General features: G+C 54.7%; 15 protein-coding genes and 3 tRNA genes. 13 read left to right on the top strand and 5 right to left on the bottom strand.

Translation table 11 applies throughout. From position 1 onward, the window contains the following. Window positions 1-79 precede the first annotated feature (79 nt). Window positions 80-151 (top strand) — tRNA-Glu (locus ET33_RS00430). A gap of 45 nt (window positions 152-196) precedes the next feature. Next, window positions 197-279: transfer RNA gene (locus ET33_RS00425), tRNA-Leu, on the top strand. Window positions 280-385: 106 nt separating this feature from the next. Here ET33_RS00425 and ET33_RS00420 read toward each other — a convergent pair. Next, complete coding sequence (locus ET33_RS00420) at window positions 386-559, bottom strand: CsbD family protein (RefSeq protein WP_152570567.1); 174 nt, start codon at window positions 557-559, stop codon at window positions 386-388. Window positions 560-685: 126 nt separating this feature from the next. Here ET33_RS00420 and ET33_RS00415 point away from each other — a divergent pair. From ET33_RS00415 to ET33_RS39135, 7 genes are all read left to right on the top strand, one after another. After that, window positions 686-768: transfer RNA gene (locus tag ET33_RS00415), tRNA-Leu, on the top strand. A 222-nt stretch (window positions 769-990) separates the two neighbouring features. Continuing rightward, window positions 991-1,119 (top strand): hypothetical protein, encoded by a 129-nt coding sequence (locus tag ET33_RS40195; RefSeq protein WP_268808303.1) that lies wholly within the window; start codon window positions 991-993, stop codon window positions 1,117-1,119. Between the two features lie 181 nt (window positions 1,120-1,300). Further along, entirely contained in the window at window positions 1,301-1,480 is a 180-nt protein-coding gene (locus ET33_RS00405; RefSeq protein WP_010494568.1) for a putative motility protein, read from the top strand. A 198-nt stretch (window positions 1,481-1,678) separates the two neighbouring features. Further along, the gene (locus ET33_RS00400) at window positions 1,679-3,895 is read left to right on the top strand and encodes a YhgE/Pip domain-containing protein (RefSeq protein WP_036675113.1); all 2,217 of its coding nucleotides are present in this window, start codon (window positions 1,679-1,681) and stop codon (window positions 3,893-3,895) included. 127 nt (window positions 3,896-4,022) lie between these two features. Beyond that, the gene (locus ET33_RS00395) at window positions 4,023-4,766 is read left to right on the top strand and encodes a glycerophosphodiester phosphodiesterase (RefSeq protein ID WP_036675112.1); all 744 of its coding nucleotides are present in this window, start codon (window positions 4,023-4,025) and stop codon (window positions 4,764-4,766) included. 150 nt (window positions 4,767-4,916) lie between these two features. Further along, complete coding sequence (locus ET33_RS00390; protein ID WP_036675109.1) at window positions 4,917-6,341, top strand: S-layer homology domain-containing protein; 1,425 nt, start codon at window positions 4,917-4,919, stop codon at window positions 6,339-6,341. 96 nt (window positions 6,342-6,437) lie between these two features. Then, entirely contained in the window at window positions 6,438-6,614 is a 177-nt protein-coding gene (locus ET33_RS39135) for a hypothetical protein (protein WP_010494577.1), read from the top strand. A 69-nt stretch (window positions 6,615-6,683) separates the two neighbouring features. Here ET33_RS39135 and ET33_RS00385 read toward each other — a convergent pair whose 3' ends face one another. Beyond that, window positions 6,684-7,133, bottom strand: a complete 450-nt coding sequence (locus ET33_RS00385) for a DUF2621 domain-containing protein (RefSeq protein WP_081890140.1) — start codon at window positions 7,131-7,133, stop codon at window positions 6,684-6,686. A gap of 146 nt (window positions 7,134-7,279) precedes the next feature. On the opposite strand from ET33_RS00385, the gene ET33_RS00380 reads away from it, so the two are divergent. From ET33_RS00380 to ET33_RS00370, 3 genes are all read left to right on the top strand, one after another. After that, window positions 7,280-8,407 carry a deoxyribonuclease IV gene (locus ET33_RS00380; protein ID WP_036675107.1) on the top strand — a complete coding sequence of 376 codons (1,128 nt, stop codon included), beginning with the start codon at window positions 7,280-7,282 and terminating at the stop codon, window positions 8,405-8,407. Window positions 8,408-8,451: 44 nt separating this feature from the next. Further along, window positions 8,452-9,345: a formyltetrahydrofolate deformylase gene (gene purU / locus ET33_RS00375; RefSeq protein WP_036675105.1), complete on the top strand. Its 894-nt coding sequence runs from the start codon at window positions 8,452-8,454 to the stop codon at window positions 9,343-9,345. A 170-nt stretch (window positions 9,346-9,515) separates the two neighbouring features. Next, window positions 9,516-9,938: a VOC family protein gene (locus ET33_RS00370; protein WP_051774991.1), complete on the top strand. Its 423-nt coding sequence runs from the start codon at window positions 9,516-9,518 to the stop codon at window positions 9,936-9,938. Between the two features lie 80 nt (window positions 9,939-10,018). Here ET33_RS00370 and ET33_RS00365 read toward each other — a convergent pair whose 3' ends face one another. The 3 genes from ET33_RS00365 to ET33_RS00355 all read right to left on the bottom strand — a co-directional run bounded on the left by ET33_RS00365 (window position 10,019) and on the right by ET33_RS00355 (window position 11,908). Then, a complete protein-coding gene (locus ET33_RS00365; RefSeq protein WP_036675103.1) occupies window positions 10,019-10,405 on the bottom strand; it encodes a hypothetical protein in 387 nt (128 codons plus the stop codon). Between the two features lie 19 nt (window positions 10,406-10,424). After that, entirely contained in the window at window positions 10,425-10,640 is a 216-nt protein-coding gene (locus ET33_RS00360; RefSeq protein WP_036675101.1) for a helix-turn-helix transcriptional regulator, read from the bottom strand. Between the two features lie 158 nt (window positions 10,641-10,798). Next, window positions 10,799-11,908 carry a GGDEF domain-containing protein gene (locus ET33_RS00355; protein ID WP_051774990.1) on the bottom strand — a complete coding sequence of 370 codons (1,110 nt, stop codon included), beginning with the start codon at window positions 11,906-11,908 and terminating at the stop codon, window positions 10,799-10,801. Between the two features lie 359 nt (window positions 11,909-12,267). Here ET33_RS00355 and tkt point away from each other — a divergent pair, with 359 nt between their 5' ends. Beyond that, entirely contained in the window at window positions 12,268-14,271 is a 2,004-nt protein-coding gene (gene tkt, locus ET33_RS00350) for a transketolase (protein WP_036675100.1), read from the top strand. Window positions 14,272-14,323 lie beyond the last annotated feature (52 nt).

The raw sequence follows: 14,323 nt of genomic DNA, 5'->3' as shown, positions 1-14,323 counted from the left end.
CAAAAGGGGCTTGTCAACCTCAACGCATTCCGCTATAATAACACTTGTCGCTCAAAAAGGCGGCGTTAATACACAGCATGGCCCGTTGGTCAAGGGGTTAAGACACCTCCCTTTCACGGAGGTAACAGGGGTTCGAATCCCCTACGGGTCATAGATAGTGGGGAGAGAACCCTTCGGGTTCCCCCTACGGTAACCTGCGGTTGTGGTGGAATGGCAGACACGCTATCTTGAGGGGGTAGTGGGCGTACGCTCGTGGAGGTTCGAGTCCTCTCAACCGCATCACAAAGAGAAAGAGCTTGCATCCAAACGGATGCAGGCTCTTTCTCTTTGTGCCATAAACCATCTGCGATGCTAACTTTTCATGCGGTTAATTATGCGGCAAGAGTTAATGGTGGTCACGCCAGCCGCTTTCCCAGCGGTCGTATTCCTCCTGAGCGGCTTCTTTCCTATGCCCGTACTTCTCCTGAAGCTTCCCGAGGAGCTTTTCCTTTTCCCCATTAATGACATCGAGGTCGTCATCGGTTAATTTGCCCCATTGCTTTTGCGCTTCGCCCTTCAATTGTTTTCATTTTCCTCGGAACAGATCGCTTCTTGTGTCCATTACCAGCGTTTCCGTGGGAAATGCTCTGCTAAAGGATGCCACTTTACTTTTTCCTGTGAAACCTATACAATAAATAATACATCCGCGGTTGTGGTGGAATGGCAGACACGCTATCTTGAGGGGGTAGTGGGCGTACGCCCGTGGAGGTTCGAGTCCTCTCAACCGCATACTAAATAGCTATTTGATCGTGCAAAGCCCTGAGTCTTCAGGGCTTTTTACTTTTTCCGGCAGAAGTCCGAGGGTGGCGAACGGTCAGTCACAAGCGCATGAAGTTCGCTCGCTCCGCTTTCGGCCGGCAGACTCGGCAGACACCGACGACTTTGCCGGCTGTGGCGTAAAAGGCCAGCTCCTTCGAAGGAACCTTTCGTCGGCACAAGGAGCAGCTTTGCTTGGTCTGGGTTTTACCGGTAGGTCGGGACTTGGAGCCGGGCCGGCCGAATCGGTTTCGTCTGAAAAACTTCGGAAGGAAGACAGCCAGACAGATCACAAGCAGGATACCGGCGATTACGATGACGTAGGGCTGAATAGGCAGGGGAAACACCTCGCGTTACTAAGAAATATGTCAATACGAATAGGGTTCGGCACAAAACGACAATTTCCTTTATTTGTATTGAAGGGCTAAAATATTTCGATTATACTGGCCTTAGCGAACGAACTTCAGTGCGTTTGCTCTATCTATCGAAGAAATGAGGCGAGCTTGTGCAAATTAACGCAGCATTGAACGCCGTTAGCGGCGGAGACGCATTGAAGCAGGCGGTCGGCATTGCTCTGCTAAGTCAAATGAAGGACTCTCAGGCTTCCCAAGCGGCAACGCTGCTTCAAGATTTTGCGGCGGCACAGCATCCGAACTTGGGCAAAAATTTGGATATTCGCATCTGATCTCCCCCAGCCTTACATAATTCAAAAAAATGAAATACGCATGAACCTGCCTTCGCTTTCGGTAAATCCGAAGCCTGGGCAGGTTTTTTACGTTTCCGATTAGGATAGGTTTTGCGGATCGAAGAATACTAAAAGCGCAGCATAAGGAAATCGTATGCAAGTTGGAGAATCTATGGACAAAAGCGAGTGGATCGATCAATGAACGGTTTTCAAATGGCATGGCACGATATCCGGCAAATGTGGAGCTCCAATATGGCGCGCCGCTCGGTGCTCGGCTTGATGGTCCTGCCGCTTATGTATAGTTTCATTTATTTATGGGCGTTTTGGAATCCGACCGACTTTTTGCCCCATTTACCGCTGGCGGTTGTTAATCTGGATCACGGGATGTCGCAGAACGGCAACCCGGTTAATCTGGGCCGGGAGCTTACGGACAAGCTGCTTGCCGACAAGCAGACTTCCTGGACGGAAGTCTGCCCGGAGCAAGGTGCGGAGGGAATCGAGAAGCTGCGCTATTTTATGGTGCTGACGATCCCGCCGGATTTCACCGAAACGGCCTATAGCCCGGGCACGCCGAAGCCCAGAGCGAGTCAGCTTTCGTACGCCGTCAACGAAGGGGCCAACATGCTCGGTGTTAAAGTGGTGCGCAGCGTGATGGATAAGGTTGGGCGCGAGCTGGAAAAGCAAATGACGGAGAAATATGTGCGCATCATCTTCGACCAAATTCTCAACGGCGGGGAGGGGCTCAAGAAGGCAGCCGACGGGGCGACCAAGCTGGCGGAAGGAACGAAGAAGGCGCAGGACGGCGCGACTTCCTTGCAGGATGGTCTGAAGCAAGCCCAGGACGGCATGAAGCCGCTGTCGGAAGGGCTGACGAAGCTGCTGGACGGCGCGAACCAGCTGGAGAACGGCATCATCCGGCTGGATACGGCCGTCGGATTAGGCGCAGGAGGCATCGACAAGCTGAATGCGCAGCTATCGAAAATACTGGAGCCGATCAATCAGCTGACGGCTGAGGCGGAGCGGCTCAGCAAGGTGATCGACGCTTCCAATCAATCACTGAAGTTCGGGCTTAACGCACTGGATGTGATCGGAGCCTCGTTGCAAGATACGAATCGCCGGATCGACGAGCTGCAGCGCGTTTGGGACTCAGGTATAGGCGGCCGATTGCAGAAGCAAAAGGATCAGCTTGACGGCGCCATCACAGATCTGCTGGCGCTTGGAGAGCAGTTCAGTGAAATCACAGGCAGCGAGCGCTTCAAAGGGGCGGTCGACAAACTGAAGACGGCAAATGCGCAGCGGCTTGAATTAGATCAGGCCTTGCGTGATATGAAGGCAGCGCTTGATCAGATGAGCAGCTCTACCTCCAAATCGATCGAACAGATCAATGTTGCCCGTGACCAGCTCTCGGCGCATATGAACGAGCTGCAGGCCGGACTGCAGGCGATGCAGACCACCGTGCGCAACAGCTTGGACCAACTGAACAGGAATAAGCAACTGGTGGACGATTTGTCCGGACGGCTTGGCCAACTTGCTAATGGCGTCAATCAGATGCAGAAGGGCAGCACGGCGTTGGTTGAAGGCCTCAATGCCTTCGGCAGTGGATTCCATCAACTGCAGGACGGCGTGACCAGGCTGTACGACGGCAGTGCGCAGCTCTCCGCCGGCCTGAAGGACATTAACGCCGGCCAGCAGGAGCTTGCCGCGAAGCTTGGCGAGGCGGCGGGCATGGCGGCGATGGACGGGCAGGCGGAGCAGCGGATCAATACGATCGTCTCCCCGGTGAAGGTGACGGAGAACAACCTGCATCCGGTGCCGAACAACGGCACGGGATTTGCGCCTTATTTTATTGCGCTGTCCTTGTGGGTAGGGTCGCTGGTGCTCTTTTTCGTTATCGATCTGAACAAGGTCGTCTCGATGCCGAAGCGGCCGATCTCGTACCTCATCAACAAATATCTTGCTCTGGCTTCCGTCAGCGTGTTTCAATCGGTGCTGTCGGTCTTCATTCTTCATACGGGGCTTGGGATTCCGACGGTGCTGCCGGCCATTAACTTATACGGGTTCGCGCTGCTGCTTGGATTGACGTTCGCGGCGATTCTGTTCATGCTGATCTCGATTCTTGGCAGCGATGTGGGACGTTTCGTCGCCATCGTCATTCTCATGCTCCAACTGACGTCCAGCAGCGGCTCGTATCCGGTCGAGCTGGAAGCGAGGTTTTTCAATTTCATCCATCCGGCGCTGCCGATGACTTACGCGGTAGAAGGGTTCAGGCACCTCATTTCGATCGGCGACGCCGCAACGATCGCGAACGATGCGCTGATATTGGCGGCATACGGCGTCGGTGCGCTTGTCGTGCTCTACCTCGTCAAGCGGAAAACAATCATTCACCAGCTGCAGAAGGAATCCGTGCGATCCTAACTAGGACGCGGTTCCATTTACCGGATTTTACAGTTTCTTTACATCGGATTTACCTAATAGGGCTTGCCTCTCCGTTCCTTCCGTCGGATAATAGACCCAAGCGGTTGAACCAGGGGAGGAAACGGAAATGACCATACAACAACCTATAGTAATCGGCCACCGCGGCGCTGCCGGTGAGGCGCCGGAAAATACGTTAGCCTCGTTCGAGCTTGCCCTTCGGCAAGGTGCGGACGCGATTGAGCTGGACGTGCACCTGTCGGCTGACGGGGAAGTAATCGTCTGCCACGACCATACGGTCGGACGCACGACGGACGGCACCGGCGCTATCGCGGAGCTGACGGTGGCGGAGCTGAAGCGGCTGGATGCCGGACGCTGGTTCGACGAACGTTTCGCCGGGGAGCGGCTGCCTTTGCTGGAAGAAGTATTCCAGCTCGTTCCTTTGGAAATCATGATCAACGTCGAGGTCAAATGCTCCTATACTCCGCGGCTGGTGGAACGACTGGCGGAGCTGCTTGCACAGTACAATCGGCTGGACAGCGTAGTTGTCTCGTCTTTTAACCATAAGGTGTTGAAGCAACTGCAAGAGGCGATCCCGAATCTGCGGGCGGGGCTGCTCTACGTGGCCAATTTCGTATCGCACCGTCAGATGGCTGCGGCTGCCGAGGGACTGAACGTCTATTCGATTCATCCGCAGCATCATACGATCGATGCCGGGGACGCGGCCGAAGCGACAGGATACGGCCTGCGGGTCTATCCTTGGACGGTCAACGAACCGCAAGACCTTCGGCGGATTATCGATGCCGGCGTTTCGGGGATCATTACGGACTTTCCGGGGCGACTCAGAAACCTGTTGAACGAAGGAAAGGCATAAGAAGATTTGAATAAGGAGCGCATAGGCACACGACGGACGATAAGAGTTCGGTAGTGGCTTGTGCGCTTTTTTTTCGTGGGCGATTTTGTCAAAAGGTAACATTCTGCGCCCGTTCGTCCGATAATAAGGAAAGAGATGGGAGGTTTCGCAATGAACAAGATGTATTCTTCATGGTACCGCAAGCTTGCAATTCTGCTGTCGTTGTCCGTGCTATTGTCGTTGTGGCCCAGACCCGCATCGGCGGAAGTTAATGTGTTTCCGGATGTCGATGCGAAGCAGTATGCTTGGGCTGTCGAGTCGATTCGACTCATGGCGAATAAGCAGGTGCTGACTGGGTATCCCGACGGCAACTTCCGTCCGAACAAGACGATCAGCAAGGCGGAATGGACGGCTATGGTGTATCGGCTGTTCGATAAGTATCGTCCGAACGCACTGGCTACCGGGATGCAAAAAATTACTTATTTTACCGACGTACCTGAACTGCATTGGGCGCATAAGCCCATATCGGAGATTTACGACGCCTCGTTCAAGAGCGGAGGGTACGGGCTGAGCCGGGATGGAAATTTGGCCTTTCGCCCCGATATGCAGCTGACTCGTCTGCAGCTTGCCCAGCTGTTGTATGCGTATTTCGACAATCGCTTGATGGAAAAGCGTTTTAGCGACAATGACGTATGCTCGGTCGTTTCGGAATTGAAAGACGTTCCGGTCAAAATGTTCAAAACGGAAGCGGAGTACCAAGTTGCTCAGGCGGACGGACGGTATGTCGAGGACGGCTTGATGGACGTGGAAAGCAACGATGTGTTTGTCACGCTCATTCTCGGCAAAAACACCGGGGATTGCAGGCTGGGAGGGGACGAGCTGTCCAACGTACAGGCCAGAGCGCTGGCCAGCCTCAAAGCAAGCGGCATTATGACGCCGAACGATATGGGGTATTTCCGTCCGAAAGACTTTGTGACCCGCGCCGAAGCGGTAACGATTCTGGACCGCGCGTACACATATCTGAAAAAGAACGGCTGGCTCTGGGATTATACGACGGTGGATTTAGCGCTTCCTTTTAATCCAGCCGGGACAGGGACGGATTCGGGCGGTAGCAGCGGTTCGAACGGATCTTCCGGCAGCAGCAGCTTCAATAACAACCCGAACAGCAATACGATCACGCCTCCGAACGGCGGCTACTCGCAGGACGGCTCGATCAATTGGTCGGATAAATCGATCGTCAGAGTCACCGACTATTTTGATGACAAGGGCGTTATCGTGAAAAATTTGCAGCAGAAGGGCGAAATCGAAGCTGCCGTGCAGCCAAAAGGAGCCAAATATTTGACCATTACGTTGAAATCCGACGAGAAGGTCGATATGTACGTGATCGTTGACGGCCGCGTCGGCTTCGTCAAGCAGGAGGAGTTTCCGCTAACGCTGCAAGTCAGCGGCGTGACGACGGTCGGCCTCCGCTCACAGCTGCGCAATCCGGACAAAAACAAGCGGACCGACGATCTGACGACGCTGTCCGTGCAATTGTCGGACGTGGAGCCGAGCAAGAAGAAGGAGAAGACCAAATCGACTTCTACGAAGCCTTAGGGTAAGCCGGATGCTTCCTTAGCTGGGATAAAGCATCACCGCAAGGATCATACTAAACGGTGTCTTCCCGACAAAACGGACAACCGGAGGTTTTCCATGGCATCCAGCAGAGGACATCAAGGCGCGCACGGCATAGGACAAGCGGAGGAGCAGCTCGCCAACCAGGCGGACGCGGCGGCCGCCATCCAAGGGCAGAGCGAGACGGATCTAGACGTACTCGAAGCTGCGCGCCAAGATCAGAACGAGGAGGAAAAGGTTCTCGACGAGCCCTGATCCTGATGTACGACAACGAAGCCCGGACGAACAGGTCCGGGCTTTGCTTTGTTTGCTTGAAAAAGCAATTTATTGAAGCAGATGCTTGAACGGGCTGTAGTCGATCTGCTTTTTGTCCAAATACGAGGTCAGACTGCGGTAATCGCGCTTGGGCGTTGCCAAGATATACCCCTCGACGCAATGCTCCCGCGTGACCGCGTCGGCCTTCGCTTCCAGCGCCACTTGACCAATCCGGGCGGCGATGGAATGCTTCGCGATGTCGCGGAACGGAGTAGGCACGGGCTCGACAAGCATGTCGAGGAACGATTTGGAGTCTTCTGTCCACAGGTGGCGGGACGATTCGACGTAATGATTTTGCCAGTCCAGCTTCGATTTGCCGTCCTCCCGGGGGAGTACCTTGAAAAACTTGCGGAACATAAAGTAGCCGCCCACCGACATCATGAACAGCAGCACGAATACCCAAAAAATGATAAACCACATAAACCCCTCGTGCGGGGCATCGTTCATCGCATACCACATGAAAACGTTCACCTCCCTTCCATTATACCTCACTTTCCGCTGGAGGAAAACGGAACCTACAAGAGAATATTTCCTATTCTAGATTTCTTGTCCCGATCCTAGTAAAATAGATGAAAGTGAGATGAACAAAGGAGTGATTCCCGGTCATGGTCAGAATCGGATCGCACGTTTCGTTTTCGGATAAAGGGCTGCTGAATGCGGCTAACGAAGCCGTCACTTACGGCTCCGGAACGTTTATGATTTATACAGGGGCGCCGCAGAATACGCGCCGCAAACCGATCGAAAATCAATATATCGAAGAAGGCAAAGCCGTGATGGAGCAGCATGGCATCGGAGAGATTATCGTCCATGCTCCGTATATTATCAATCTGGGTTCGTATAAGGATGACACATACGAGCTGGCGGTCCGCTTCCTGCAGGAAGAAATCCGCCGTACGGATTATCTTGGCGTGAAGCAGATCGTGCTTCATCCCGGGGCTTATACGGATAAGGATGCCGAGTATGGGCTGGCGCGCATCTCGCAGGGATTGAACGAAGTGCTGAGCGGCGTGAAGGACACGAACGTCAACATCGCGCTGGAGACGATGGCAGGCAAAGGCACGGAGATGGGCCGCAGCTTCGAGGAGCTGGCCACCATCATCGAAAAAGTGGAAGACAACGGCAAGCTGACCGTCTGCCTCGATACGTGCCACGTGAGCGATGCGGGCTACGATATCGTGAACGATCTGGACGGCGTGCTGGAGCAGTTTGACCGCACGGTCGGGTTGGACCGTCTTGCCGTCGTGCATCTGAACGACAGCAAAAACCCGAGAGGCGCGTCCAAAGACCGCCATGCCCCTGTCGGCGCCGGTTGGATCGGCTTCCAAACGATGCATAACGTCGTTCACCATGAGAAGCTGAAGCATCTGCCGTTCATTCTGGAGACGCCGTGGATCGGCAAAGAAGACAGCTCGCAGCGGCCGATGTACGAAGCGGAAATCGCGCTGCTCGGCGGTACGGTCAAAACGCGTTTCGGTGACGGCTTCCTGTCGGATGTCGAGCGTCTGGCCCATTTTTTCACGAAGCAGGATATCGATCCAAGAGCGTTCGTGCTGCAAACCTGGGAAGTGCTCAAGACGGACGCCAAGGCGAAAAAGGCGGACGGCCGCGAGCCGATGGAGCGCTTGTATGACCTGATCGTCGCAGATAACCTGTTCCCTGAGCTGAACGAGGAACAAATCAACCACCGTCTGACCGCGTGGTTTGCGGGCGAGCATTTGTTCGCTACGGTATAAGAAAAGACATACTATGTTTTGACTACGAAGGAGATCAACAACGCATGGTTTCGAACGTTACTTCCAAATCGAAAAGCACGAATTTGACGAATCGCGCGCGGATGCTTGTGTCGTGCCCGGACCGCCCTGGTATCGTGGCTGCGGTATCACGCTTCCTGTACGAGCACGGTGCCAACATCGTGCAGTCCGATCAATATACGATGGACCCGGAGGGCGGGTTATTCTTCATTCGAATCGAGTTCGATTTGGACAATCTGGATGCGCGCCGCGAGCAGTTGAAGGCCGATTTTGCCGTAGTTGCCTCGGAATTCAACATGAAGTGGAGCATTACCCGGGCAAGCCGCAAAAAGAGGCTCGCGATCTTCGTCTCGAAGGAAGACCATTGTCTGCTGGAGCTGTTGTGGCACTGGCAGTCGGGCGACCTGGACGCCGATATCGCGATGGTCATCAGCAACCACGACGACATGCGCGGGCTGGTAGAGCCGCTAGGCATTCCATACCATCATATTCCGGTCACGCCCGATACGAAGGCAGAGGCGGAGAAGCGGCAGCTTGAACTGGTCAGCGGTCAAGTGGACGTCGTTATTTTGGCCCGCTATATGCAGATTATTTCGCCGAAATTTATCGAGCACTTTCCGAACAAAATCATCAATATTCATCATTCGTTCCTTCCGGCCTTCGTGGGCGGCAAGCCGTATGCGCAGGCGTACAACCGCGGCGTGAAAATTATCGGCGCCACCGCGCATTACGTCACGGAGGAGCTGGACGGCGGACCGATTATCGAGCAGGACGTCCAGCGGGTAAGCCACCGCGACAATGTAGAGGATTTGAAGCGGATCGGCCGCCATATCGAACGCACGGTACTGGCGCGCGCCGTGAACTGGCACGTCGAGGACCGGGTCATCGTGCATCAGAACAAAACGGTTGTGTTCAGTTAATTTCATCATGTATACGGAGCGAAGTGCCATGCCTTCCGGAATAGGGGAGGGCGAAGGCCTTCGCTTTTTTATATGGCCCGATGGCGGGATTGTGCGAAAAGTCGATTTCCACGCCGAAAAGGAGTAGGATTGGAACTGGGAGCATAGTACGGTACAGAGGAGCGATGAGGATGAACGTCGAACGATTGGATCATTTGGTATTGACGGTAGCGGATGTGGAGGCGACGTGCGCTTTCTATTCTCGCGTGCTGGGGATGGAGATCGTAACTTTTGGCGAGGGGCGGAAGGCGCTGCGGTTCGGCGGTCAGAAGATCAATCTTCACCCCCACGGCCAGGAGTGGGAGCCGAAGGCGGACAAGCCGGTGCCGGGCTCTGCGGATCTTTGTTTTCTGACGAAGGTGCCGATGACCGAGGTGCTGAGCCATCTGGAAGCGTGCGGTGTTGTGGTCACGGAGGGACCGGTCGCTCGAACCGGCGCCGAAGGACCGATCCTGTCGGTCTATTTTCGGGACCCTGACGGCAATTTGATCGAAGTCTCCAATGAAACGGGCCGTACTGCATTGAGGCGGCAAGACGTTCGACGGTGTCTGTGAAAGCAAAGAAAAAACCGGAATGCCGATAGCGCATTTCCGGTTTTTTGTGTGTAGATCCGCCCGCGGCGGGTTTACCCAAGTTATTTGAACCGGCGCACGTAAAACAGCTGAACGACCGGATACAGCACCAGGCAAAAGCATAGAGCGAGGAACAGCGAAAGGTTTCCGAAATCGTCCTTGCGGACAAATACGATCCTGTCGGCGATCCAAAACACAAACAAAGCCAGCGTTAAAATATGATAGCTGATTTTGGCGCTTTTCGCTGCGACAATTTTCCCCATCTCGTCCTGCTGCGCCTTACGGTCCGTACCCCAGGTCAAAAATTGAAGGCAGACGGCCAGAACTATGACAACCGACGTTACGCTCGACGTGCCGATCGTTCCGTTCTTATAATCCTTAATGGCCATTGCTGCAAGTAATACAAGCAGCGCCGCTAAAAAGATAGACATTCCTAAACGTACTTTCATTGTGATATTCCTCCGATAGTTAGTCTTGTTGTTCTTCTGAGTTGTCCCGGTATATAAACAGTTCATCCACTCTGCAATGAAGCTGCTCCGCCAGACGGAAAGCCAAGAGCAAGCTCGGATCGTACTTATTGTTTTCAATCGCGTTGACCGTCTGTCTGGAGACGTCGCAGCCGGAGGCCAGGTCTTCCTGAGACAGCCCTCTGGCTTTCCTCATTTCTCGGATACGGTTTTCCATGGCCACACCCTTTAGCGCCAAAATGTAAAACATGTTTTACAAAACCAATGTACCAGTCCTCGATGAATATGTCAAATACTTTTTACATTTTTGTATTTGGGAAATAAAAAAAGACGGGTGCCGGTTATGGTTAAACTCGGTTCCGTCTATGATAGCTATCACACGACCACCGGGTCGGCGACCGCTGACTGCACGACTGTTTTGTTTTTGCCCGTCCGCTTGGCGGCATAGAGGGAAGCGTCTGCGCCTTTGAACAGCCCTTCCTTGCCGTGGCCTTTCGTATAGGTCTGCAGTCCGATGCTGATGGTCGCTGCCGTCGAATCCAATTCGGGATGAAGGGTGACCGACAGCTTGTGGCGGATCTGCTCGGCCAAATCGTAGGCTTCCTCCGGCGTTTTGTCGGTAAAGATGACGGCAAACTCTTCGCCGCCGTAGCGGGCCACAAAATCGTTGGGAGATACCGTTTCTTTAATCGTACTTGCCACGCGCATCAAAATAATATCGCCGACCCAGTGGCCGAACGTATCGTTGATCTTCTTGAAGTTATCGATATCGACGATCGCCAACTGCAGCGGCAGCTCGTTGCGCTCGTGTTGGTCGATCAGCTTTTCAAGATATTCGTGGAACGTCTTATGGTTGTACAGGCTCGTAAGCGCATCCAGCTTGGACAGCTTGTCCATAATAATGTTTTTGACCAGCAGCTCTTGCTTGGCTTCGGTTGCATGCTTCAGGTTATTGAGCAGTTCGATTCCGCTGCTGGTGATGGAAAGCGCGATAACGGTCGTACCGGTGTACAGGAACAGGATGCCGATCGTATGCACGGGCTGCATGGTGAGCCGAATCTCGGGGCTGATGAGGTACAGGGCGGCGAAGGACAGCAGCACGAGGGCGAAGGCGGCGACAATGCGTTTTTTGTTAAAGGACAGAACGGACGTTAGGATCGGAAAAATGTAAATGGCGGGTACGATGCCGATTGACGGGTTCATCAGAATAATGGAGGTTGCGTAGAAAATGCCGGTTAAGATGAGCAGCCAATCGCTCTGTATTTTGCGGTAGCGGTAGAGGATTTCTACGGCTCCGGTGACGGCGGTTAAACAGATCGCCTGAATGAGCAGGGCTTGAAAGAAGGCGGAGGGCGAAGTATCCGCTTCCAAAAGAGATATGGCGTATTCGAGAATGCCTGTCAGCACGATGGTGATCCAGTACAGATTGAGCATTTTTCTGTACGTTTGTCGGGTATTGGCCAGTTCCAGCAAAAGATGGTTCATACATCTGCTCCCGTGTCACATAATACATCCACGCTTACCTTAGTTCATCCAACAAGAGTGAAACGCTCCAAAAAATGTGTGATACGATACTGTTTCGACGTAACTTTTGTAAATCCTTCGGCAGAACTAATTTTTTTGTGCGAAATGAGATTTCAAAGCATGTTCACCGGTTGGATATGGCAAACTGAAACGGAGAGTGGTACAATAAGGCAAGCACTCCAAGCGAACAGGTAATGATGCACACGTGAACAACCCTTTTGTTTACTGGGTTCACGTGAAGCCCGGCGCTTTCGCGCGAAGGCGGACCAGTGCTTTACCATACTGCTGATCAAAAGAAGATCGACAATAGGAGGATCACAATGACGGTATCTAACAAAACGATCGAACAACTTTCCGTGGACACGATCCGCACGCTTTCCATCGACGCGATTGAAAAAGCCAAGTCCGGACACCCCGGGATGCCGATGGGAGCCGCGCCAATGGGCTATGAGCTCTTCGCGAAGCTGATGAAGCATAACCCGGATCAGCCGACGTGGATCAACCGCGACCGTTTCGTGCTGTCTGCGGGACACGGTTCGATGCTGCTGTACAGCCTGCTCCACCTCTCCGGCTACGACCTGCCGATGGAAGAATTGAAGCAGTTCCGCCAATGGGGCAGCCTGACGCCGGGACATCCGGAAGTGGGCCACACGCCGGGCGTCGATGCGACGACGGGGCCGCTCGGTCAAGGTCTTGGCATGGCGGTGGGGATGGCGATGGCGGAAGCGCATCTCGCAGCCGTTTACAATCGTGAACAATACCGTGTCATCGATCACTATACATATGCCATTTGCGGCGACGGCGACCTGATGGAAGGCATCTCGTCGGAGTCCGCTTCGCTGGCGGGCCATTTGAAGCTCGGCAAGCTGATCGTGCTGTACGATTCGAACGATATTTCGCTGGACGGCGAGCTGAATCTGTCGTTCTCCGAAAATGTCGCCCAGCGCTTTGAAGGCTACGGCTGGCAGGTGCTGCGCGTCGAGGACGGCAACGATCTGGAGGCGATCCACAAAGCGGTGCTGGAAGCGCAGGCGGATTATCGTCCGACGCTGATCGAAGTGAAGACGGTTATCGGCTACGGCAGCCCGAACAAAGCGGGCAAAGGCGGCCATGCGGGCCCGCACGGTTCCCCGCTCGGCGTGGACGAAGTCGTGCTCACCAAGAAAGCGTATGGCTGGGATGAAGCGCAGCACTTCCACGTGCCGGACGAAGTGAGCCAGCATTTCGCCGACGTGAAAAGCAAGGGAGTTCAAGCGTACGAGGCTTGGAAGCAATTGGTTGCCGACTACGCCAAGGCGCATCCGGAGCTGGCGAAGCAGTTCGAGGCGGCCTCAAGCGACGAACTGCCGGCAGGCTGGGACAAGGACATCCCGTCCGACGTTTCGGCGGACAAGGGTACTCGTACGGCTTCCGGCACGGTGCTGAATGCGATTGCCAAAAACGTACCGTGGCTCGTCGGCGGCTCTGCCGACCTGGAGTCTTCGACCATGACACACATGAAGGATCTTGGCGTGCTGACGACTAAAGATTACAGCGGCCGCAACATCTATTTTGGCGTGCGCGAGTTCGGCATGGGCGCGGCTACGAACGGCATGCTGCTGCACGGCGGCGTGAGAGTGTTCTGCGGAACGTTCTTCGTCTTCTCCGACTACTTGCGTCCGGCGATCCGTCTGGCGTCGATCATGAACGTGCCGGCGATCTACGTATTCACGCACGACAGCATCGGCGTCGGCGAAGACGGCCCGACCCACGAGCCGATCGAGCAGCTTGCCGCGCTGCGCGTCATTCCGGGCGTGACGGTTCTTCGTCCGGCGGACGGTCCGGAAACGGCAGCCGCTTGGCGCTATGCCGTTGAGAACAAGAAAGGCCCGGTCGCCTTGATCTTCTCCCGGCAGGCGGCTCCGACGCTGGATGGCACGGCGAACGGCGCGGTCGACCGCGGCGCGTACGTCTTGTCCGACGCAGCAGGTGGCAAGCCGCAGGCGCAAATTATCGCAACGGGGACGGAAGTGCAGCTTGCGATGGCCGCGCAAAAGCAGCTGGCGGAGGAAGGCATCGCGGTTCGCGTGATCAGCATGCCGAGCTGGGAGCTGTTCGACAAGCAGTCGCAGGAGTACAAGGATTCCGTCATTTTGCCGGAAGTGAAGGCGCGTCTGGCGGTCGAAATGGGTCATTCGTTCGGCTGGGAGCGCTACGTCGGCGAGCAGGGCGACGTGCTCGGCATCAACAAGTTCGGCGCATCCGCCCCGGGTCCGATTGTGATCCGCGAGTACGGTTTCACGGTGGACAATGTGGTTGCCCGCGTAAAGGCTTTGCTGAAATAAGAATTGGGCGTTGAACAATAGTTGACGAACGGCAGCGGGCGGTGGCGGATGA

The organism is Paenibacillus tyrphae, assembly GCF_000722545.1.
In the GTDB taxonomy this organism is placed as follows: domain Bacteria; phylum Bacillota; class Bacilli; order Paenibacillales; family NBRC-103111; genus Paenibacillus_G; species Paenibacillus_G tyrfis.
Note: the sequence above shows the minus strand (reverse complement) of the source record. Positions and strands in the feature narration are given on the sequence as shown.